The sequence below is a fragment of the Echinicola arenosa genome (assembly GCF_014841125.1).
GTDB lineage: Bacteria > Bacteroidota > Bacteroidia > Cytophagales > Cyclobacteriaceae > Echinicola > Echinicola arenosa.
In genome coordinates this window covers 732,254-753,040 of record NZ_JACYTQ010000003.1, presented here as the reverse complement: position 1 = coordinate 753,040, position 20,787 = coordinate 732,254, and the positions used below count along the sequence as shown (strand labels likewise).

Here is a 20,787-nt window from a genome sequence, read left to right as displayed (position 1 = left end):
AGCTAAGACTTTGTCTTATTTAATGTCACCAAGCTGAGAGATTCTGAATCGATCACTTGTCGAACTATGATGTTCTTTTTTCATAATTTCTTGAATTTGATCGACGATCTCTGGGTGTGCTGCCGCTACATTATCTTGTTCTTGAGGGTCAGCCTCCAGATCATACAGTTCGATTTCCATATTATCCTTGAAAATATCTTTGCGTATTCCTTTCCATTTGCCCATTCTGACGGCCTGCTGTCCATCATATGCAGGAAATTCCCAGTATAGGAAATCATGTTTTTTTTGAGTGCTTTGTCCTAACAACTCAGGAAGAAAGCTGATACCATCGGTGTTTTCAGGTGGAGTTGTTCCTGCTACTTCTGCTAGGGTGGGCAGAACATCCCAAAATGCTGAGACCAAATCACTTTGGGTTCCCGCTTTGATTTTTCCCTCCCAAACGGCGATCATCGGTACTCGAATTCCTCCCTCATGCACAAAACCTTTTCCCCAACCATATTCACTCTTGAAAGGGCGGGCACTATCAAAGTAAGGGGAAGCTGTACCTCCATTGTAAGTTGGGCCATTATCCGAAGAGAAGATAATCAGCGTGTTTTCGTATTGTCCCGTTTCTTTTAATTTCGCCACGAGCTCCCCAACTTGATCATCCAGATAGCTGACCATAGCGGCATAAGCTGCTTTTGGGTAGCGATTTGGAAAATATCCACGCTGTCCTAAATAAGGATCTTCATCTCCGAATTTCTCTACGTACTTATCGATATATTTTTGTGGGACTTGAAGAGGGGCATGGGTCAAAGGGCTGGCATAGTATAAGAAGAAAGGCTTGTCTTTACTATTTTCGATAAAGCTCAAGGCCTCTTTTTGCATCATGGCTGGTGCATAATCTTTTTGGAAGAATTTTGCATAGCTGTTCAGGTCTTGAGGATCGGCATCTTTGTCTATTTTGGTACCAGGAGCAACCAACTCATTGTCTAACCATACTTTTTCTTCATTCTTCCACAGGTGTTTGGGGTATAGGTTATGTGCCTGCCTTTGACAATTGTAGCCATAGAAGAAATCAAATCCTCTTTTGGTAGGAATTCCATCAGTTAGAGGAGCTCCTAGGCCCCATTTTCCGACTATTCCTGTTTTGTAACCAGCCTTTTGTAAAATGTTACCCAAAGTGATTTCGGATTCCGGTAGCGGTCTTTGACCCTCTAGGTTGGGGTCATTCACTGCTTTTTCATAATCCCAAACATCTCCCCGTGAGGCCCATTCATCATTGCCGCGGATATAGGCATTTCCAGTGTGTTTACCGGTAAGCAATACGCACCGGGATGGTGCACAAACCGGAGCTCCAGCATAATGGTCCGTAAATCTCATACCCGCTTTGGCCAAAGCATCCAAGTGGGGCGTTTCAATGAGCTCCTGTCCGTAGCTGCCCAGTTCGGCATAACCAAGATCATCGGCTAGAATATAGATGATGTTCGGCTTCTTAGCGACCTTTACTGCTTTATCCTCTGCAGTTTTACAGCTAGCAAAAAACAAAATACCAGTAATAATAGGTAGCAATAGCAATAATAAAAGGTTACGATTTTGGTTGAGTGACATTGTATTTTATTAAGTTATAAGAGACGAAATGTAAATAATAAAGAAACGATGTATAGGATAGAAACAAAAAACATAGACATCATAGGTGTCAATTTATTATCTGTTTTTGTTCGGTAATGATGAATTTCCAAGAGACAAAGCAAATTAACAGTTGATTAGTAGCGCTTTGTTTTCCTGCAAAATATGCGTCGGTTCATGTTCTCGAGCACTTTGGCTTATTCTAGTTTCAATAGTGTATGGGAGAAGATGTGTCGACATTCAGTTGTAAAGGTTACTTTTTGAGAAAAACATTAATATTGTTAAAATCAAATATAAGGTAATGAAAGTTAAATATAAATATATTCGTAAAATTTAATACTTGTCTTTCTTTCTGTTTTGATTTAAATATTTGTTTAAATGTGTTAAATTTATTTTCTTTATAGGAAAATAAATTTCTTATAAGTCAATAAAATTTCAAAATAATAACTAAATGAAATATAAGTTGTTTGTAGTGGGTTGGGCGTTATTAGGATTTCAATATTGCCAAAAAGCAAAAGCCCAAGAAATCCCGTATGCACCAACCATAGCTATTGATAAAGATGATTCAGAGGACAGTATTCGAATAAAAGCTGCCCATGTGATACCGACTAAAAATCAATATCAAGCGCTAAAAGATGAGTTTATTGCCTTCGTTCATTTTGGACCTAATACATTTACTTCAAAAGAATGGGGTTCAGGATTTGAGGATCCAGCGGTATTTGACCTTAAGAAATTGGATACAGACCAATGGTGTGAGGCCATGAAGGCAGCTGGAATGAGCAAGGTAATTCTCACGGTGAAACATCATGATGGATTTGTACTATGGCAGTCGAGGTATACCAATCATGGGATTATGTCCACTGGATTCAGAGATGGCAAAGGGGATGTTCTAGCAGATTTATCAGCCTCTTGCAAGAAATATGGTTTGAAGCTAGGGGTTTATCTTTCTCCCGCAGATTTGTACCAAATAGAAAATCCTGAAGGACTTTATGGCAACCTCAGCAAGAAAACCTTAAGAACCATTCCCCGCAAAATAGCAGATAGACCATTTAAAGACAAAACCACTTTTGATTTTGTAGTGGATGATTATAATGAGTATTTCCTCAATCAGCTTTTTGAATTGCTGACTGAATATGGCCGAATTGATGAAGTATGGTTTGATGGTGCTCACCCCAAACGTAAAGGAGGCCAAACTTATGATTATGCTGCTTGGAAAGAATTGATCAGGGAATTGGCTCCCCATGCCGTAATTTTTGGTCGTCAGGATATCCGTTGGTGTGGTAATGAATCAGGCAAAACCAGAGCTATCGAATGGAATGTGATTCCTTATGAAGAAGACCCTAATCAAATGAACCGATTTGCTGACATTACTGGAGAGGATGTGGCCAGTATGGAAAAGCTCTACACGGCTAATTACCTGCATTACCAACCGGCAGAAACCAATACCTCTATTAGGGAAGGTTGGTTTTATAGGAATGATGATGAGCAGGGAGTAAGGAGTGCAGACGATGTCTTTGACATCTATGAGCGGTCAGTTGGTGGCAATTCCATTTTTTTACTGAATATTCCCCCTAATAGAGAAGGAAAGTTTAGTGAGCGCGATGTGAAGGTATTAAAAGAAGTGGGAAGTAGGATTAAGAGCACTTATGGAAAAAGTCTTTTGGTTGGTGCTCATGGTCCCGAAAAAGTATTGGATAAAGATCAGGATACTTATGTTTTATTACCTGAGCATAGTAATGAACTATCATTCAAATTGGATAAACCCATTCGACTTAATCGATTGATGATTCAAGAAGCTATTCAAACCCAGGGAGAAAGGGTGGCTGAATTTGAAGTGGAAGCTTGGCTTGACGGAAGGTGGAAAGTGATTTCAAAAGGTAAAAACATTGGTTATAAAAGTATTCAGCGATTTGCTACGGTGACAACGGATAGGATCAGAATTAGGATAGCTGAGGCCAGGTTGATGCCTGTGTCTATCTCAGAAGTGGCGGCTTTTTATTATGAAACCAGACCACCTCAATTGGATATTGTAAGGGATTTGGAAGGGAAAGTAAGTATCAATGCCCAAAAGGGGGATTTTGGATGGAAAACCTATGAGCAGGATATTGCTGGGGACCTAAATAGGGATTTGTCCATCCATTATACCTTGGATGGTTCAGACCCTACCAAGGAATCAGCAATCTATAAAGGGCCTTTTGAATTTAGACATGGTACAATTAAGGCCATTGCTTTTGGAAAAGAGGATGAGGGAGCCCTTGCAGAGGAACTCTTCGGACTAGGTAAAGCAAATTGGAAGGTTATAGACTCAAGTAATGCAGCTAAAGGCTTTGAGGTCAATAAAGCCTTTGATGAAGATGTGGAGACCTATTGGAAAACGGAAGAGGAAAAGCCTTCTGGCCAAACACTTGTTTTGGATTTGGGAGAGGAAGTTGATATTTCAGGGTTTACTTATTCTCCATCAACGAATGATAAGGAAGGTATGATTGAGGAAGGGAAGCTCTATGTTTCTAAAGATGGGAAATCATGGGAATTTACGGAGGATTTTGTCTTTGGCAACCTGATCAATGATCCAACGAAAAGAAGACATGATTTTGAATCACCTGTAAGTGGAAGGTATATAAAGTTAGAAGTAACCAGAATAGCGGGAGGGCAGCGACATGCAGCTATTGCAGAAGTAGGAATTTTGGTGAAATAAATTACTTGGCCCTGTGAGACTTTCACAGGGCTTTATTATTTTTCTAAATAAAATAACCGTCATGAATCGCAGGTCATTAACCTTTACTTTAGCATATGTTCTTTGTTTATTCTTTTTTTCTTTATCCATCTCTGCCCAAGATATGGTTTCCATTGACACCATTGAGTGGAAAGGCTTCCAAAGGTATAACTTTAAAATAGGAGAAAGAGACATAAGGATGGTAGCTCCAAGATCTGAGTTGAAGGGAAAGCCTTGGCTGTGGCGAGCGAGGTTTCCCGATTGGCATACGGAACAGGACAGTATTTTGGTGGCAGAGGGATTTCATTTGGTATATGCTAATACCGACAACTTATTTGGAAGTCCCCAGGCCATGGAAGTATGGGATAAGGTTTATGACCTGATGACGAAAAAGTTTGGATTGAACAGGAAGCCAGCATTGTCAGGCGTTAGCCGTGGTGGATTATTTGTCTACAATTGGGCAAAAAGGCATCCGGATAAAGTGGCTTGTATTTATGCTGAGGCACCTGTCTGTGATTTCAAAAGTTGGCCAGGTGGACAGGGCAAGGGATTAGGTAGTGAAAGTGATTGGAAGAAATTAAAAGAGGCTTATGGATTTGCCAGTGATGAAGAAGCTAATAGTTATGATGATAATCCCATTGATGGCTTGGATGAGTTGGCAAAGAATAAAGTACCAATACTCCATATGATCGGGCTTGAAGACCAAGTGGTACCACCTGAAGAGAACACTTTCATTCTAGTAGAAAATTATCTTCGGTTGGGAGGGCCAGCTACAGTGGTGCCTTGTACCCAAGGAGAACAGAAGTTACATGGTCATCATTTTGACATTGAAAGCCCTCGCTTGGTGGCTGATTTTATCAAGTACCACTCAGTCAGGGAGGCAAAGCTTTCTTCGAAAACGTTTTACAAAATAAGAGGAGGACTTAAAAATTCCCAAATCAAGTTTGAAAGAGATAAAAAAGGACGGGTGGCATTTTTAGGAGGGTCGATTACTTATAATTCCGGCTGGAGAGATAGTGTGGTAAATTTTTTACAAGAAAGGTTTCCGGGCACCGAGTTTGAATTTATTACAGCGGGGATTCCTTCTATGGGATCAGTTCCGGGAGCTTTTAGGCTAGAGCGTGATGTGCTTTCCACAGGCCCCATTGATCTGCTGTTTGAAGAAGCTGCGGTAAATGATGCGACCAATGGAAGGACCGATGAAGAGCAGCAATTGGCGATGGAAGGGATTGTCCGTCATTTGAGAAAAAAGAATCCTGCAGCGGATATGGTTCTTTTTCATTTTGTAGATCCTGATAAAATAGATTCCTATAACAGGGGAGAGATTCCTGAGGTGATCAAGAACCATGAACGGGTGGCTGAGTATTATGGTCTACCTTCTTTGAATTTGGCGGAAGAGGTGACAAGGAGGATTGCCAATAAGGAATTTACTTGGGAAGACGATTTTAAGAACCTTCACCCATCGCCATATGGGCAAGGGGTGTATGCGCATTCAATGATTGATATGCTAAAGACAGCTTATGGAGGACACTTGGATCAAGATGATAAAATTACCGCCAATCAATCATTGCCCATGCTTAATGTAGCGGCTTTTGATAGAGGAGTTTTGGTTGATATTTCTAAGGCCAAAATAGGAAAAGGTTGGCAAATAGTAGAAGCTTGGAAACCTACTGTTCAAACCGGGACAAGAGCTAACTATGTGGATGTTCCCATGCTGGTCAGTGAATCTCCAAAAAGTAAGCTCAAATTCAAGTTTAACGGAAATGCGGTGGGGATAGCAGTAGCTGCAGGGCAGGATGCTGGAAAGATTGCCTATCGAATCGATAATGGTAAATGGAAAACGCAAGACTTGTTTACCCAGTGGAGTACTCACCTGCATTTGCCATGGTATTATCTACTGGCCATTGATTTGGAATCAGAAGAACATAAACTGGAGCTGAAAGTGATAGAAGATAAAAATCCGAACAGCTCAGGAAATGCCGTTCGGATCCGGTATTTTTTTGTCAATGGATTAGATTAGCTATTTAGCGTAGAGAAAAGAATCAAGGTTTGATACCCACCCTGTAGTAAATTCCCTTATTGCCGGTTTCAAAAGCCTTGTCCAATTCTTCCAGAGGGTAATCAATGCCCACCAGGCTTTCAAAAGGATATTTCTTATGGACCTTTTCCAAGAAGTTGATAGCAGTGGCTAGGTCTTCAGGGATGTAGTTATGGAGGCCTTTAATGGTTAATAGGTTTCTCACCAGGTATTCAGCGTTGATGTTCAGGTCTCTTTGAGGAAATACGGATCCAACCAAAACAAGGGTTCCTCCTATGCCCAGTAATTGGATGCAGCTTTCGACCGCCTCAGGAATACCTGATGTTTCAATGATCACATCAATATCTCCTTTACTTTTTGTAAATGGCTTGACGTTATCGCTTTTGTAAATAAAGGCTTGATCAGCTCCGAACAAATTGGCTTTTTTAATTTTTTCTTGACTAATGTCCTGGACCCAGACGTTGTCAGCACCAAATTCTTTGGCCATGGCGCATGCCGAAAGCCCAAGCATTCCCACCCCATTGATCAAAACATTTTTGCCGGTCAAATCCCCAGCAAGCCTCATTGCCCCAGCAATGGTAGCATGGGTGCAGTTTAAAGGGGCAGCTTCCGCATTGTTTAAGGTGTCGGGGAGTCTAAAAATAGTGGTTCCTTTCCGTAAATGGCAGTGGGTGGAAAAACCTCCATTAAGCTGATAGTCCTCATTCATTTGCTCATGGCCATATTTGTAAAGGCCTTCAGACTTTTGAGGATAACCTTTTTGGGCATTTTTAGAACCCGGGTCATGGGCATAAACAGACCAGGTGATTTTATCACCAATTTTGAGGGGAGCACCAAAGTAGTCTTTTACACCTCCATCAGCAATATTTTCAATGATTCCAACGATTTCATGTCCTAAGATACTGTGGCTGCAAGAATGTCTTCTACCGTAATAGGTGTGTAGATCACTGGCGCAAATGGTGGCATAGCTGGTGCTGACCAATGTTTCTCCTTCAGCTAAAGTAGGTAGGGCGATAGTTGTGTTGGAAAATGGAGTTTTCGCTTCTATAAAGACCTTCGCTACAGCTTCTTTTTTCATGGTATGGTTTTATCTAAGTTCTATAAAGTAGATCACCAAAAGAATGGCATCTGATTTTTTGTTATTGACAGGTAGATGGGGAATATTGCCATTAAAGAAAAGTGAGTCTCCTTCTTCCAGTTCGAAAGTGTTTTCGCCCAATTCGTATTGAAGATTTCCCTTAATTACATAGATGTATTCAAAACCATCAGTCGAAACTTGGTCTCTTTGGGAGCCACTTTTGATGGTTAAAAGAGATATTTCCATCGAAGACCTTTCTATTTTGTGATTAAGGATCAATTCGTAGTCAAACCCAATGGATTCCTCTTCCTTTTTAATGGATTTATAGTCTTTTCGCTTTTTTAACAAATACCCTGGAAATTCTTTATCACCTTTCAGGTCAGCAAAAAACTCATTAAGGTCCACATCCAAAGTGTTCAGTACCTGAATCAAGGAAGGAAGAGTGGGAAAGACCCTGCCGTTTTCTATTTTACTTAGCATGGCTATGCTGATTCCGGTTTTATCAGCCAGCTCGCCCAGTTTTAAATTGTGGGATTTACGGATATCTTTAAGTTTAGATCCTATCCAAGTGGTTAAGTATTCAGAATTTTCCATAGTATTTATGTGCTTTTAACTATGTGAAAGTACGTTTGTTTTTCTTAATATGAAAATATTATTGAGACCGCAAGATTAAAATAATTTTCCTAATATGAAAATAAATTTCCGTTAATGAAATATTAACGCTTTCATAATACAGTTTTTTAACAGGAGCATGCCATTTAGACTTACATTTGAAGAAAATACGTTTCTTCAAAACCGGATCGGTTTTTACTTGAAAAGAAAATAATCCTTATGGTCAAACTAAATAAAGTATCCATAACCAAGACTGATATTATATTAATAGCTACTGCGTTTATGGCCTACACGGGAATGTATGCAGTAAGAAAGTCTTTTTTGGCAGGGCAATATGAGGGGGTGGAGGTGATAAATGACTTCCATTTCAAGACTCTTCTGATTATCAGCCAAGTGTTAGGATATATGTTGTCCAAGTTTATTGGTATCAAGGTGGTTTCCGAACTACCGGCTTATAAGCGTTTTGCAGCTCTTGTAGGTTTGGTAGGGTTTGGCTTATTGATGTTGCTTGCTTTTGCCTATGTGCCAGTAAGCTTGAAACCGGTGGCCATGTTTTTGAATGGCCTGCCATTAGGGATGATATTTGGATTGGTTCTGGTCTATCTGGAAGGAAGGAAAAATTCAGAATTATTGGTGGTGGGATTGAGCGCTACATTTATTTTTTCTACAGGCTTGATCAAAACGACTGGTCTTTGGCTAATGCAAGCTTTTGAGGTGAATGAAATGACCATGCCTTTTTGGACAGGCTTGATTTATTTTCCATTATTTGTTTTGGCTGCTTTTGTACTGAGTAAGAGCAAAGCCCCATCAGAGCATGATAAGGAACTTCGAACAGAACGGATTCCTATGAAAAAGGCTGATCGGAAAGACTTCTTGAAAAAACACGGGGTTGCTTTTGTGGGGCTTGTACTAATTTATGTTGTCTTAACTGTTGTGAGGGACTTTAGGGACAATTTTATTGTAGAGTTTTGGGCTGAATTAGGCCTTTCTGGGCAGCCCGAACTGATCACTTTGGCAGAAGTACCAATTGCAGTTGTCGTTTTGGTGATATCTGCATTGGGAATTTTGATATTGAGCAATCAAAAGGCCTTTAACTGGGGGTTATTCTTGACCCTGCTGAGCGGAATATTGATGATCGTATCCACATTTTTATTTAGCAAGGACCTAATCGGCCCGGTATTTTGGATGATTAGTTCTGGTTTCAGTGTTTACTTGCCCTATATCTTATTTCACTGTTTACTTTTTGAACGGTTTCTGGCAGTATTGAGATACAAAGGTACAGTGGGCTACCTGTTTTATATAGCAGATGCATTTGGGTATATGGCCAGTGTGGGAATTATGATTTTTAAGGAAACTGCAGATTTCCATTACTCTTGGATCAATTTCTTCACGCGATTGAATTTGATAGGAGGAGGACTTGTCATCTTTATGGTAGGACTTTCCATTTTGATTTTGAATGGCCAAGTGGTCAAACTAAAGTTGAAAAAGTTATACAAAGGAACAGTGGAAGTTTAATTTATTTTCTTAAAAAGAAAAATTTATCATAAAATTTTCCTTAAAAGCCTTGCTGAGTAATTATTATTTACTTATGTTTAGGTTATTAAAATGTTTTAATTACTTGTTTTTCAGTTGTTTATGATTTATTAGGTAGGTTTCTATGTTTAGAATAGCTTTTCTTTATATGAAATTTATTTAAGCTTAGTCAAATAAACATGAATAGTAAGTATTGATATAGTCTAAAAATTATGAAGCGAAGCGAAAAAGATATTTCTGAAGAACAAAATCTATTGCCTATGTAATAAGCTATGACCATAAAAAACAATAGCCCGAAACTGGGATGCTTCAGGCTATTGATTATAGAATTTTATCCTGTCATCGATCGACCAAAACCTTGACGGGATGAGTCTCATTTAATGCGCTAACATTAAAATTTAACATTCAAAGATATGAAAAAAATTATATCTAGATTTCTCATTCCCATGAGAATCTTGAAGACAATGGCTTTTTTTTCATTATTCGGGCCAATATGTCTTTCAGCAAAAGCCGACCGGCTCATTGCTTATGAATTTCAAAATGCAAAAGATATCACCATTACAGGCACTGTGATGGATGAAAATAATCAACCTATTCCGGGTGCTACAGTACTTGTTGAATCCACAGGAAAAGGTACTGTTACAGATCTTGATGGTAACTATAGGATTACTGTACCTGAAGGAACGGTGCTTACCTTTTCTTTTATAGGTTATGTCAAACAGGATGTTTCGATAGCCGGCAGAAGCGTAATCAATATTGTATTAAAAGAAGACACAAAGGCTTTGGATGAAGTCGTTGTGATCGGATACCAGACCGTAAGAAAGGAAAACCTTACAGGAGCTGTGGATCAGGTAACCTCTGAGGTATTGAGTGATCGGCCTATCAAAGACCTTGGTCAAGGTTTGAAGGGGCTTATTCCTAACCTGAACATTGGTCTTAGCTCTGGTGCCCCGAATTCTGAGGCCAGTTTCAATATTCGTGGTTTTACGGGAATGAATTCCAAGGGCTCTCCACTTATTTTAGTGGATGGTGTTGCTCAGGACATCAATACCATTAACCCGGAAGATGTAGCAAGTATCTCTGTTTTGAAAGATGCAGCTTCCTCGGCTATTTATGGATCCAGGGCTCCACACGGTGTGATTTTGATTACGACCAAATCCGGTAAATCCGGAGATATGCAGATCAATGTTTCCTCCAACGTTTCGTTTTCACAAATCGTCGGTGTTCCTGAAGGAATCAATTCGGTAGATTTTGCCAACGCTTGGAATGATGCTTTTGTCAATGCCCAACAGGCACCCTATTTCAGTGAGGAGACCATAGCCAAAATGCAGGCCTATATGAATGGCACAAGTAATATCAATGCAGCTATCGATCCAGGAAACGGCCGTTGGGGAGCGTGGGGTGATTTCCAATTTGGTAATACCCAATGGCAGGATGCGGCCTATAGAGATTGGCAAGTGAACCAGAAGCATACGGTAAGCTTCAGTGGTGGAGCTGAGGACAATAAATTGAATTACTATGCAAGTTTGGGCTGGAACCAAAACCAAGGATTGATGAGTGAATTGCTTACTGACCAGTTTAACCGATATAATGCAACCCTAAAACTTTCCACAAAAGTAAACAAATGGTTAGGCCTGTCATTGAACAACCGATACAGCAGAAGCATATCAGATCGCCCTTACTATGGAAGTGGAGATTATTCCTTTACGGAAATGATTGGTGGCAGGGTATGGCCTACAGTTCCATTTTATAATCCGGATGGTAATATGCCCTACAATAACCCACTATTCAGGTTGTCTGAAGGGGGAAATGCCATCAATACTGAAGATGATTTTTGGACCACCGCTTCCATCGATCTGACTCCCGTAAAAGGTTTGTTGATCAAAGGTTCCTATTCCTTTAATACTTATTCAAGGGATTATGCCAAGGCTTATAACCACATCACGGCCATTACGGATTATACAGATGAGGAAGGTACTTATTGGTATTATGAATGGGCTTATGAAAATTATCCAAACAGCTATGTCAGCCAGTTCAATAGAAACAATTACCATCAGATCGATCTATATGCTAACTATGATTTGAGCATAAATGATCATAGTTTCTCCGCTATTGTGGGGTATCAGGAAGAATTGAAGCAGTTAAAACAGCTATATGGTTACAAAACCAACTTAATTACGGAGGATGTTCCTTCATTGAGTACAGCAATTGGAGAAGCGCCTTCCGTGGATGATGCGCTTTCTCATTGGTCCACCCGGGGGTATTTCGGTCGTTTGAAGTATAACTATAAGGAGAAGTATTTGGTGGAGTTCAATGGCAGGTATGACGCTTCTTCCCGCTTCCCAACAGATACCCGATGGGCATTTTTCCCTTCCGTATCGGCAGCTTATAATATTACTAATGAAGATTTCTGGTCATTGGACCAGATCAGTATGTTGAAACTAAGAGGTTCATATGGTGAGTTGGGAAACCAAAATGTTTCCAATTATGCTTACTTGCCTACCATGAGTGTGACGGCTAAAACCGGAAATGTCATTGGAGGTACCAGGGTGCCAGCTGTAAGAATGCCAGGTTTGGTAAGTCCTGATATCACTTGGGAAAAGCCGCGGACATTGGATATTGGTTTTGATGTATTGGCTTTCAATGATAAGCTATCCCTAACCTATGACTGGTACCAAAGAACGATTTATGATCAAATAGGAGTCTCTGAAGAGTTGCCAGAAGTATTAGGGACAAGTGTTCCTCAACGGAACAATGCGGTTTCTGAAACCAGAGGCTGGGAGTTGTCCGTAGGCTGGAGGGACAATACATCCTTAGCAGGCAAACCTTTTAACTGGGGAGCCAAATTCATCTTGTCCGATTACATCGGCTATGTGGTAGAATATGAAAATGCTTCCGGTTCGATGAGTGGCACTTGGACGCCAGGAGAGCGCTTCGGAGCAATCTATGGTTATGAAGTAGAAGGTACGGCCAGCAGTAGTGCTGACTTCACTAATAATGCGTCCTTACACCGCCTGTATAGTGATTATTGGTTTCCTGGAGACTTGATTTATAAAGACCTGGATGGTGATGGTATGGTAGGAAACGGTACGGGTAGCTGGTATAATAAAGGCGATTTGGTCAATATAGGCAATTCTTCTCCGCGCTATACTTATGGCGTGACTTTGACTGCAGATTGGAATGGTTTTGATATGCGAATGAACTTTGAGGGAGTAGCCAAACAAGACCTATGGTTTTCGGGCCTTTATTATCAAGGTGTAGACACAGGTGGAAGTATGTGGTTTTCCACTTTTATGAAACACAGTCTTGATTATTGGACTCCTGAAAATACCGGTGCTTATTTTCCAAGACCTTACATGTCCAGCCAGTACGGTGGTAAATTTAGAACCAATGATCAGTTGCTGACCAACGCTGCTTACCTGAGATTTAGGACCCTTCAGTTGGGGTATACTTTCCCTTCTCTGCTGACTCAAAAATTAGCTGTTAAAAAATTGAGACTGTTTACATCTATCGAAAATTTGGGATTATTGATGAATAAATCCCATGTAAAAATCGACCCAATGTTATTGAACAACAGTGGAGGAAGGACCTATCCACCACAGCGTACTTTCTCTTTGGGGCTTAATCTGACATTCTAATCTATAAAATAACAATAGACATGAATAAATACTTAATCACAAGGTTTTTGACCCTAGCAGCATTCATCATACTGATGTGTAGCTGCAATGAAGATTTCTTGGAGAGATATCCTCAGGATGAAATCTCTGATGCGGCATATTGGACTTCTGAAAAGGATCTGGAGAACTATGTAAATGGGCTGTATGATATCTTGCCATCTTATACAGGTTATGCACCAAAATATGCATGGGAAAATGGTACTGACAACATGATCGGGGATGATCGTGGTGTTACTATGATCAATGGAAGAATTTGGAATACCAATGGAGATGCTCCGGCCAGTAGTTCTACTTGGAACGGGGCTTATGATAACCTCAGGAAAATCAATTACTTCTTAGAACAGAAGGATAAAGTGGGTGAAGATATACTGGCCAATGCCAGTGCGGCCCATTATGTAGGCGAGGCTTTGTTCTTCAGGGCTTGGGTTAATTTTGACCTTTTGAAAACTTTTGGAGGGGTGCCGTTTATCGATCAGGTCTTGAGCACAGATTCTGAGGAATTGTATGCGGTGAGGCTTCCAAGAGATGAATTTGCCCAAAAGATTATTGATGATCTTGATGAGGCCATTGAAAACTTGCAATGGAGTGGTAGTGGTCCTGCAGCTGCTTCCATGCGAATCACCAAAGAAGCTGCTTTAGGCTTTAAGACAAGAGTGGCTCTATTTGAAGGTTCATGGGAATATTATCACGCTAAAATGGCAAGCCCTTTTAAGGTTGACGGCAAGGATGGTTCAGACTTCTTAAATGAGGCGATCAGTGCCAGTCAAATGTTGATTGACCGTTTGGGGGATAATATTTACACCACTGATTATAGGACCTTATTCAATCAAGACCATTATTATGATATCCCAAGTGTATTGCTTTATAGAGAATATCTTCCCAGTGATGGAATAGGCCACAGATGGTGGAATTATAATGGTGCCGGTGGCGGTGGAATTGGCCTGACAAAGTCTTTGGTGGATGATTATTTGATGGTGGATGGGACACCTATTGAGCTAAGTGCTGACTATCAGGGAGACGCAACTTTGGAAGCTGTGGTTGCTTCCCGAGATCCAAGGCTGGGACAAACGATATATCATCCTGGGCAGGGTACATTGGGAGAGATAATCGGGTCGTCTTATGCTGGTACAGCTCCTGGAATAACCAGTACAATTACTTATTACAAGTGTTCAACAGGCTACTTTTGCTATAAAGGAGTGGCACCTCAAGATGCAGTCTATAATGGTTCTCCTGCTGGCCAAGGTTTGATATACCTTCGCTATGGAGAGGTGCTTTTATCTCATGCAGAAGCAAAGGCTATTTTGGGTACCATTACACAAAGCGACTTGGACCGGACGGTCAATGTCCTTCGTGACCGGGTGGGGATGGCTCATATGGACATGGCCAATGTTACGTCATGGGGAGGAAATTACCAAAAACGGTATCCTGACGAAAGTAACTTGATCAATGAAATCAGAAGAGAAAGAAGGGTTGAATTGGCGATGGAAGGCCAACGCTATGATGACCTCAGGAGATGGGGAGCTTTGGAGCAATTGATAGGTTGGGTGCCAAGAGGCGCCAAAGGCCAACAGTTTTTGGATTATGCCAACTCTACAGAAGGTCAGGCTGTAGGTTATTCTTTAAGTGCTTCTGGAATATATTTAGATGAAGAGGGTTACTTATTGCCAATAGGCCACCGCTCGGATTTCCAGGATGGCGGTACAGGCTTTGTTTTCAATGCAAATAGAGATTATCTCCAAGCTGTACCAAGAGGACAGATAGTACTTTATCAAGAAAAAGGAGGTGTTACTTTAACACAAAATCCTAATTGGAATTAATAACAAGCAGAAATGAAAAATAATATGAAAAAGCTAGTTGTATTGTTTGTCATGGCCATTATGATGGCTTCCTGTGGACAACGTATCGAGTTGGATGAGGGACAGTGGGGGACGCATGCGGATATTACCAGCGGAGTGTTCTTTTACAAGTGGGAGTTAAATGATATTACCCTGGCAGAGGGAGATGTAGAAGGAGCAAGAAGGGACGATATTACAGTTTCTACAGAAGTGGATGTAAATAGTCTTAGGGTGGTTTCTACAGTAGGAGCTGATGAAGATCTTTCTAAAATGGCTTGTTATATCTATCATGACGGCGTAAAAGTCGAGCCTTTGAACGGTGCACCTACCCCAGGGGTAGTGAGTGATTATTCTGCTGGAGAATTTACTTACAGAATTCACTCTGCTAATGGAGAGTTTAAGGATTGGACAGTAAATATTGAGCAATAGTTAAGTTTGGGTTAGTCTGAGTTAGAGGTAGGTCAGCTTTTTTAGGCTGGCCTCTTCTTTTTGGATTTATGGGAAAATAGAAAATAGAATCTGATTATCCGCAATGATGCCAGTAACCATACACCCTTTGCTCAAGTGGTCGGAAGCCTGTCTAGCTGCCAGGTAGACCTGAAGTCTGAAGCAGTTGATACTTTAATCAAAAGGGTATTTTCTACTCGCTTTTAATCTTTACTGGTAGAATTGCGGATATACATAAAATAGAATTATTATGATGAGGAATGCATTATTGACCATTGGATTAGTTTTTACGGTATACGGAATAGCGCTGGGGCAAATGTCAGGTACGGTTTTTATTGACCAAAATTCAAATGGCTTGCAGGATCAAGGGGAACTGGTGTACGTCGGGGCAATATTGTCTGACGGATATCATGTTGTCAAAACAGACAAAAAGGGACGATTTAAATTACCTGGATGGGAAAAGCAGCGATTTGTTACCATTTATCCTTCTGGCGATTTTGATGCAATTGTTCGATATATTCCAATAGAAGGTGGAAAAAGAGAATATGATTTTCCCCTACAATTGAAAGAGAAAAAGCAAGAAGTATCCTTTGTACAGATCAGTGACACGGAGACCTTTGAATATGGGGACTGGGTGGATAATCTGAAAAAGTATATCAAAGTCCATCAGCCGGACTTTGTCGTGCATACTGGTGATATCTGCTATGAGTCAGGTATGAAATGGCACAGTGAAAATTTGACGGAAAAGGAATTAGGGATTCCTATTTACTATTGTTTGGGCAACCATGATTTGATCAAGGGAGAGCGAGGAGAGTCTTATTTTGAATCAAAGTTTGGTCCTGCCTGGTATGCTTTTGAAGCAGGGGAGGTGGTTTATGTCATTACGCCAATGATGGGCGGGGATTATCCTCCTGGCTTTGATCATGAAGACATTGGAGGCTGGCTTAAAAACCTTTTTGAAGTATATGGAGATACAAAGGCCAAGTTTTTCTTTAACCACGATTTGTTGACCAGCGAAGAGGATTTTGATTTTAAGGTCAACGAAAAAGAAATAATCAATTTAAATGAGCATGGCCTAAAAGCTTGGTTTTTTGGGCATCTGCATATGAATATGACCAAGGAGCATGGAGATTCTGGAATCCGTTCATTTGGCACATCCTCCATGCCTCAGGGTGGTATTGATCATTCTCCCTCTTCTTTTAGAGAAGTCAAGGTAGATGCTGAGGGAAATATTGATAGCAGGTTAAGATGGACCTATTTGGATCGGGAGATTCAAATTGTCAACCCCAACAAGGGTTTTGGATTGGCCAATAAAGAAGGTAGATTGGCCTTTTCTGTAAACGTCTATGATACTGGTGCAGATGTGGACAGTGTCCGTTACAGCCTTTGGGGAAGTGAAGGTTTCAATTGGACCAGTTCCTTAGATGAATCTAAATGGTCAGTGATGAAACAACAATCTGATTGGAACTGGAGTGTGGATGTGAAGCTGGAGAAACCAGGAAAATATACTTTGGTGATAGATGCATATTTAAGCAGCGGAGAGGTCATTCACCGCAAAAGCATTTTTGACGCCAAATTTGTAGATGTCCCCAAACAAAATAATCTTTCCTGGTTTAATATGGGAGGAAATCCAGCCCATCAGAAACAGGTGAAAGACAGCATTAAAGCTCCTTATCAACTTTCCTGGACAGCAAATATTGGCAGCAATATTTATATGAGTTCTCCCGTACTTTATGGAGAGTATGTAATGACTTCCAGTTTTGATGATGGCAATGCAGAAAACTGTTTTATTGTTTGTTGGGATGCCAATACGGGGGAGGAGCGTTGGAGATATCAAACCCTTAATGGTGTCAAAAACCAAATGGTGATAGCTCAGGGGAAATTGATTGCAACGGATATGGAGGGTTATACTTACGCCATAAGTATTTCCAATGGTGAAAGAATTTGGAAAAAGGATATTGGTTACAATAGAAAGTATGGGTTTGTATCAGGTATAGTAACTGATGGGGAAAATGTTTATACAGGTTTTTCTGAAAGTTTGACTGCTCTCAATGTCAATACAGGAGAAGTATTATGGAAATCGGATAAGAATCTGGGAGGTTATGGCTCCACTGCCACCATGACATTGGCAGAAAATGTACTGATCGTGAACAGGCAATGGGGTGGTATGGATGCATTTGACAAGCTTACAGGAAAACACTTCTGGACAAGAAACGATGATGGGCTTCGATTTCGGGATGGAGTGGTGACTTATGCTGACGAAAACCTTTGGGTAGCGGAGCGAGAGAACCCTGAGGTGAGTAAGTTGCATCAACTGTCTTTGAAGACTGGTGAGACTTTGGCCAGCTTCGAAACAGGGATGCAAAATACAGGTACTTCAAGTCCAGTTCTATTGGATGACAAAATTATCATCGCAGGATCACATCCGGGTATAGCCGCATTTGAACGAAATTCAGGAACTAAGTTATGGCAGTTTGAAGTAGATCAGGCTTTATTTTATACGCCTTCTTATTTTCAAAATCAAGAACAGAGTTTAGAAAGCAGCCCAGTTTTGGTAAACGATCAATTGATTTTTGGGGCGATGGATGGCAAAGTGTATGCAATAGATGCCCACAGAGGAAAGCTACTTTGGAAAAATAGCTTAGGAGCACCGGTGATGACAAGTCCAGCTGTTTCTCCTGAAGGATTCTATATCTGCGATTTTGCTGGAAATATTTACTTCTTTAAATCTAAATGAAGGTTTAAAATCGATTAAGTTACCTGAAAATACCAGAAGGTTGGGACTCTTGTAGGGCCAGTTTTCTGGTATTTTATATTTTTTTTATAATAAAGTTGTAGATATGGGTGATGATTATGCCCGAAAGAAAGGCTAGATAGCCTAGATTTTTGAATGCGGCGTATATACCTAAGAAAACAAATAAAATAAATAGGGCAAACAAGGTGATTAAAATTGGGGTAGAATTCATGATCGTTCAGTTTTGGAGTAGTACTTATTTCTAATCATAAAGACACGTGGAACGAAAAGAAAAGCCACAGCCAAAGGCTGCGGCTTTTCAAACTATGCAGATAACTATCTAAATTTTTAAATCCCTATTGGATATTTCGGAAACAATTGGGTAGATCCCCTGATTAGATGGGATTTCCATCTCTTCAGGACTTGGGCCTACCCAACTTGTTTTCCTACCTTCTACAAAGATTTTTCCTTTCTGTGAAATTTCTACCATGGCCCATAGCGGGTCTTTATAGGGAGCAGTGTATTTTATCCAAGGATTGGTTTCATCTACCTCTTTGGAATACCTTATTGTCTTATATTTGTCACCCAACCAGTAATAGCTTGCGCTGTTGATTTGCACATAATGGATATCATTGATGTGGTTATAATAATCTTGATGATGGTGGCCTGAAAGAACGAGAATGACTTTTTGGAACTCAGCTTCTTTATTGGCTTTTTCCAAAGCGTATCTTACAGGCATGCCATTTTCTATCCCAGCCATTTCATTGTCCAATCCTTGATGGCAAAAAACAATGGTAGGCAAAGAGGTTTGGCTAAGGTCTTTTTCCAACCATTCCAGCTGATCTGGTGAAATATAGCGGGCATAGCCTTTTGGGCGATTTGGGCTTTCATTATGTTCATTGCCGTCCAACACGACAAAATGGAACCCGTTTTTGTCAAAGGAGTAATACTTCGCTTTTGCATCCCAGAATTCAACTACTTGATCCCTGTTGAAGCCTCCATCAGTATCATGGTTGCCGATTACATGATACTTCTCTCCCGGGAACTTGTTCCAGGTGTCCAGTAGTGATTGGTTCTCTGGTTTAGGGACACAAAAGTCTCCCAATTGAATGATGAAATCAGGCTGGTCTTCATTCATTTTGCTGATAAAGGCTGAGATTCTTTCTTGTCCATTGTGCATGATGTCATAGTGGAGGTCAGTAATGATCCCAAAGCGAACCTTCTTGTCTTTTTTCTCTGCAGAGAAAGCCAAAGGGCTGAAAGACATTGCCAGTGTACCCAAGGCCCCTATTTTTATAAATTCTTTTCTATCCATCTTTTTTATTGTCTTATTTCTCCATGAATATTCCTGAAGGAACCTTTCCAATCCACGATGCAGGGGTTTGATTGATGCCAAATAAGCTGGCCACAACTGCAGCCGTATTGGCATTTGAATTGGGGGAAGTCAATTCTTTGTCTGTATGGATTCCAGGGCCTTTGATCATCCATGGTACGATCATTTCCTGGACGGTGGTACCTCCATGCCCATTTCCAATTCCTCCATGATCAGTGAAGAGCAGAAAATGAGTGTCTTCATATAGACCTTCAGCTTTTAGCTTTTCAATAAATTCTCCAATCTTTACATCCACCTCTTCTATTGCGGTAATGTATTCCGGCGACATCCATTGATGACTATGCCCTGCATGATCTACATGAACAGAGTATAAAAAAACCAATGTAGGAACATCTTTGTTTTCAACCAGGAAATCCAGGGCTGATTGATAATTTTGGGTGTATTCATCATTTTCCTCAAACTTTACCTCATCAAGATACCTTTCATTAAATGGTTTGATCAAGCTTTTCCAATTCCAATAAAATCCTGTTTTGATAGTGGGGATATTATCTTTCACTATTTTGAAAATGGAAGGGTAGTAGCCTTCTGCATCCATTTCCTGAGGATCCAAAGGGTGGTCTTCCTTTTCCCAGCCATTGCCAAATACACCGTGTTGCTCTGGCCCACCTCCTGTAAGGTGGCTGGTCCAGTTGGGCATGGTAACAGAAGGCATTACTGTTCTTGTAGATGTGGAGATGACGCCATCTTCAAACAGTGCATTTATATTTGGGTGCTTTGCGGTTTGGTAGCCTTCTAAACTAAAACCGTCAAGCCCAATCATCACCACACGCTTGGCGACAGGAACATTTTGTTTACAACTAATAGATACAATTAGTACGAAACCTATCAAAAGAAAACTTTGGACTTTAAAATTCATGGATGGTTTAAGCATTAATAACAAAGTAGTTTTATGTTTTTCTTAAAAAGAAAATTATTACTGTTGTAAAGGTATTAAAATTTCTATATATGAAAAACTTTCATTTGTTAAATGAAAGTTATTTTATATTTAATAACTTGAAAATAAGTTGTTTTTATTGGGGAATATCAATTTGTAAGATGTTTTATTCCTGCTAAATAATTTCATTGAATTTCTTTTTAAGAAAAAAAATTGTTCGTTTATTTTAAATAATCTATTTATTT

12 protein-coding genes are annotated in these 20,787 nt (G+C 40.2%); 7 read left to right on the top strand and 5 right to left on the bottom strand.

Going from position 1 to position 20,787, the window contains the following annotated elements; translation table 11 throughout:
- Positions 1–15: 15 nt before the first annotated feature.
- The gene (locus tag IFO69_RS12220) at positions 16–1,590 is read right to left on the bottom strand and encodes an arylsulfatase (RefSeq protein WP_192010376.1); all 1,575 of its coding nucleotides are present in this window, start codon (positions 1,588–1,590) and stop codon (positions 16–18) included.
- Positions 1,591–2,059: 469 nt separating this feature from the next.
- Between IFO69_RS12220 and IFO69_RS12215 the strand changes: the two genes are divergently transcribed.
- Together IFO69_RS12215 and IFO69_RS12210 are read left to right on the top strand one after the other, a co-directional pair.
- On the top strand, positions 2,060–4,303 hold the full coding sequence (locus IFO69_RS12215) for an alpha-L-fucosidase (protein ID WP_192010375.1): 2,244 nt from the start codon (positions 2,060–2,062) through the stop codon (positions 4,301–4,303).
- A gap of 61 nt (positions 4,304–4,364) precedes the next feature.
- Complete coding sequence (locus IFO69_RS12210) at positions 4,365–6,341, top strand: SGNH/GDSL hydrolase family protein (RefSeq protein ID WP_192010374.1); 1,977 nt, start codon at positions 4,365–4,367, stop codon at positions 6,339–6,341.
- A gap of 22 nt (positions 6,342–6,363) precedes the next feature.
- On the opposite strand, the gene IFO69_RS12205 is transcribed toward IFO69_RS12210, so the two are convergent.
- Positions 6,364–7,437, bottom strand: coding sequence for a zinc-binding dehydrogenase (locus tag IFO69_RS12205; protein ID WP_192010373.1), 1,074 nt, complete (start codon positions 7,435–7,437; stop codon positions 6,364–6,366).
- A gap of 9 nt (positions 7,438–7,446) precedes the next feature.
- Positions 7,447–8,031 (bottom strand): helix-turn-helix domain-containing protein, encoded by a 585-nt coding sequence (locus IFO69_RS12200; RefSeq protein ID WP_192010372.1) that lies wholly within the window; start codon positions 8,029–8,031, stop codon positions 7,447–7,449.
- Positions 8,032–8,268: 237 nt separating this feature from the next.
- Here IFO69_RS12200 and IFO69_RS12195 point away from each other — a divergent pair, with 237 nt between their 5' ends.
- The 5 genes from IFO69_RS12195 (at position 8,269) to IFO69_RS12175 (ending at position 18,278) form a co-directional block, all read left to right on the top strand.
- Positions 8,269–9,564 carry a DUF5690 family protein gene (locus tag IFO69_RS12195; protein ID WP_192010371.1) on the top strand — a complete coding sequence of 432 codons (1,296 nt, stop codon included), beginning with the start codon at positions 8,269–8,271 and terminating at the stop codon, positions 9,562–9,564.
- A gap of 431 nt (positions 9,565–9,995) precedes the next feature.
- A complete protein-coding gene (locus IFO69_RS12190) occupies positions 9,996–13,220 on the top strand; it encodes a SusC/RagA family TonB-linked outer membrane protein (protein WP_192010370.1) in 3,225 nt (1,074 codons plus the stop codon).
- 20 nt (positions 13,221–13,240) lie between these two features.
- A complete protein-coding gene (locus IFO69_RS12185; RefSeq protein WP_192010369.1) occupies positions 13,241–15,076 on the top strand; it encodes a RagB/SusD family nutrient uptake outer membrane protein in 1,836 nt (611 codons plus the stop codon).
- Positions 15,077–15,100: 24 nt separating this feature from the next.
- Entirely contained in the window at positions 15,101–15,523 is a 423-nt protein-coding gene (locus tag IFO69_RS12180) for a DUF5018-related domain-containing protein (protein WP_192010368.1), read from the top strand.
- Between the two features lie 268 nt (positions 15,524–15,791).
- Positions 15,792–18,278 (top strand): outer membrane protein assembly factor BamB family protein, encoded by a 2,487-nt coding sequence (locus IFO69_RS12175; RefSeq protein ID WP_192010367.1) that lies wholly within the window; start codon positions 15,792–15,794, stop codon positions 18,276–18,278.
- A 337-nt stretch (positions 18,279–18,615) separates the two neighbouring features.
- Here the strand turns inward: IFO69_RS12175 and IFO69_RS12170 are convergent, their stop codons facing one another.
- Both IFO69_RS12170 and IFO69_RS12165 read right to left on the bottom strand, forming a co-directional pair.
- Positions 18,616–19,590: a metallophosphoesterase family protein gene (locus IFO69_RS12170; RefSeq protein WP_192010366.1), complete on the bottom strand. Its 975-nt coding sequence runs from the start codon at positions 19,588–19,590 to the stop codon at positions 18,616–18,618.
- 13 nt (positions 19,591–19,603) lie between these two features.
- Complete coding sequence (locus IFO69_RS12165; protein WP_225444116.1) at positions 19,604–20,524, bottom strand: alkaline phosphatase family protein; 921 nt, start codon at positions 20,522–20,524, stop codon at positions 19,604–19,606.
- Between the last annotated feature and the right edge of the window lie 263 nt (positions 20,525–20,787).

What these genes read in the sequence shown, in the direction of transcription:
- IFO69_RS12220 (WP_192010376.1), bottom strand. Translation starts at nt 1,590, where the DNA reads ATGTCACTCAACCAAAATCGTAACCTTTTATTATTGCTATTGCTACCT.
- IFO69_RS12215 (WP_192010375.1), top strand. Translation starts at nt 2,060, where the DNA reads ATGAAATATAAGTTGTTTGTAGTGGGTTGGGCGTTATTAGGATTTCAA.
- IFO69_RS12210 (WP_192010374.1), top strand. Translation starts at nt 4,365, where the DNA reads ATGAATCGCAGGTCATTAACCTTTACTTTAGCATATGTTCTTTGTTTA.
- IFO69_RS12205 (WP_192010373.1), bottom strand. Translation starts at nt 7,437, where the DNA reads ATGAAAAAAGAAGCTGTAGCGAAGGTCTTTATAGAAGCGAAAACTCCA.
- IFO69_RS12200 (WP_192010372.1), bottom strand. Translation starts at nt 8,031, where the DNA reads ATGGAAAATTCTGAATACTTAACCACTTGGATAGGATCTAAACTTAAA.
- IFO69_RS12195 (WP_192010371.1), top strand. Translation starts at nt 8,269, where the DNA reads ATGGTCAAACTAAATAAAGTATCCATAACCAAGACTGATATTATATTA.
- IFO69_RS12190 (WP_192010370.1), top strand. Translation starts at nt 9,996, where the DNA reads ATGAAAAAAATTATATCTAGATTTCTCATTCCCATGAGAATCTTGAAG.
- IFO69_RS12185 (WP_192010369.1), top strand. Translation starts at nt 13,241, where the DNA reads ATGAATAAATACTTAATCACAAGGTTTTTGACCCTAGCAGCATTCATC.
- IFO69_RS12180 (WP_192010368.1), top strand. Translation starts at nt 15,101, where the DNA reads ATGAAAAAGCTAGTTGTATTGTTTGTCATGGCCATTATGATGGCTTCC.
- IFO69_RS12175 (WP_192010367.1), top strand. Translation starts at nt 15,792, where the DNA reads ATGATGAGGAATGCATTATTGACCATTGGATTAGTTTTTACGGTATAC.
- IFO69_RS12170 (WP_192010366.1), bottom strand. Translation starts at nt 19,590, where the DNA reads ATGGATAGAAAAGAATTTATAAAAATAGGGGCCTTGGGTACACTGGCA.
- IFO69_RS12165 (WP_225444116.1), bottom strand. Translation starts at nt 20,524, where the DNA reads ATGAATTTTAAAGTCCAAAGTTTTCTTTTGATAGGTTTCGTACTAATT.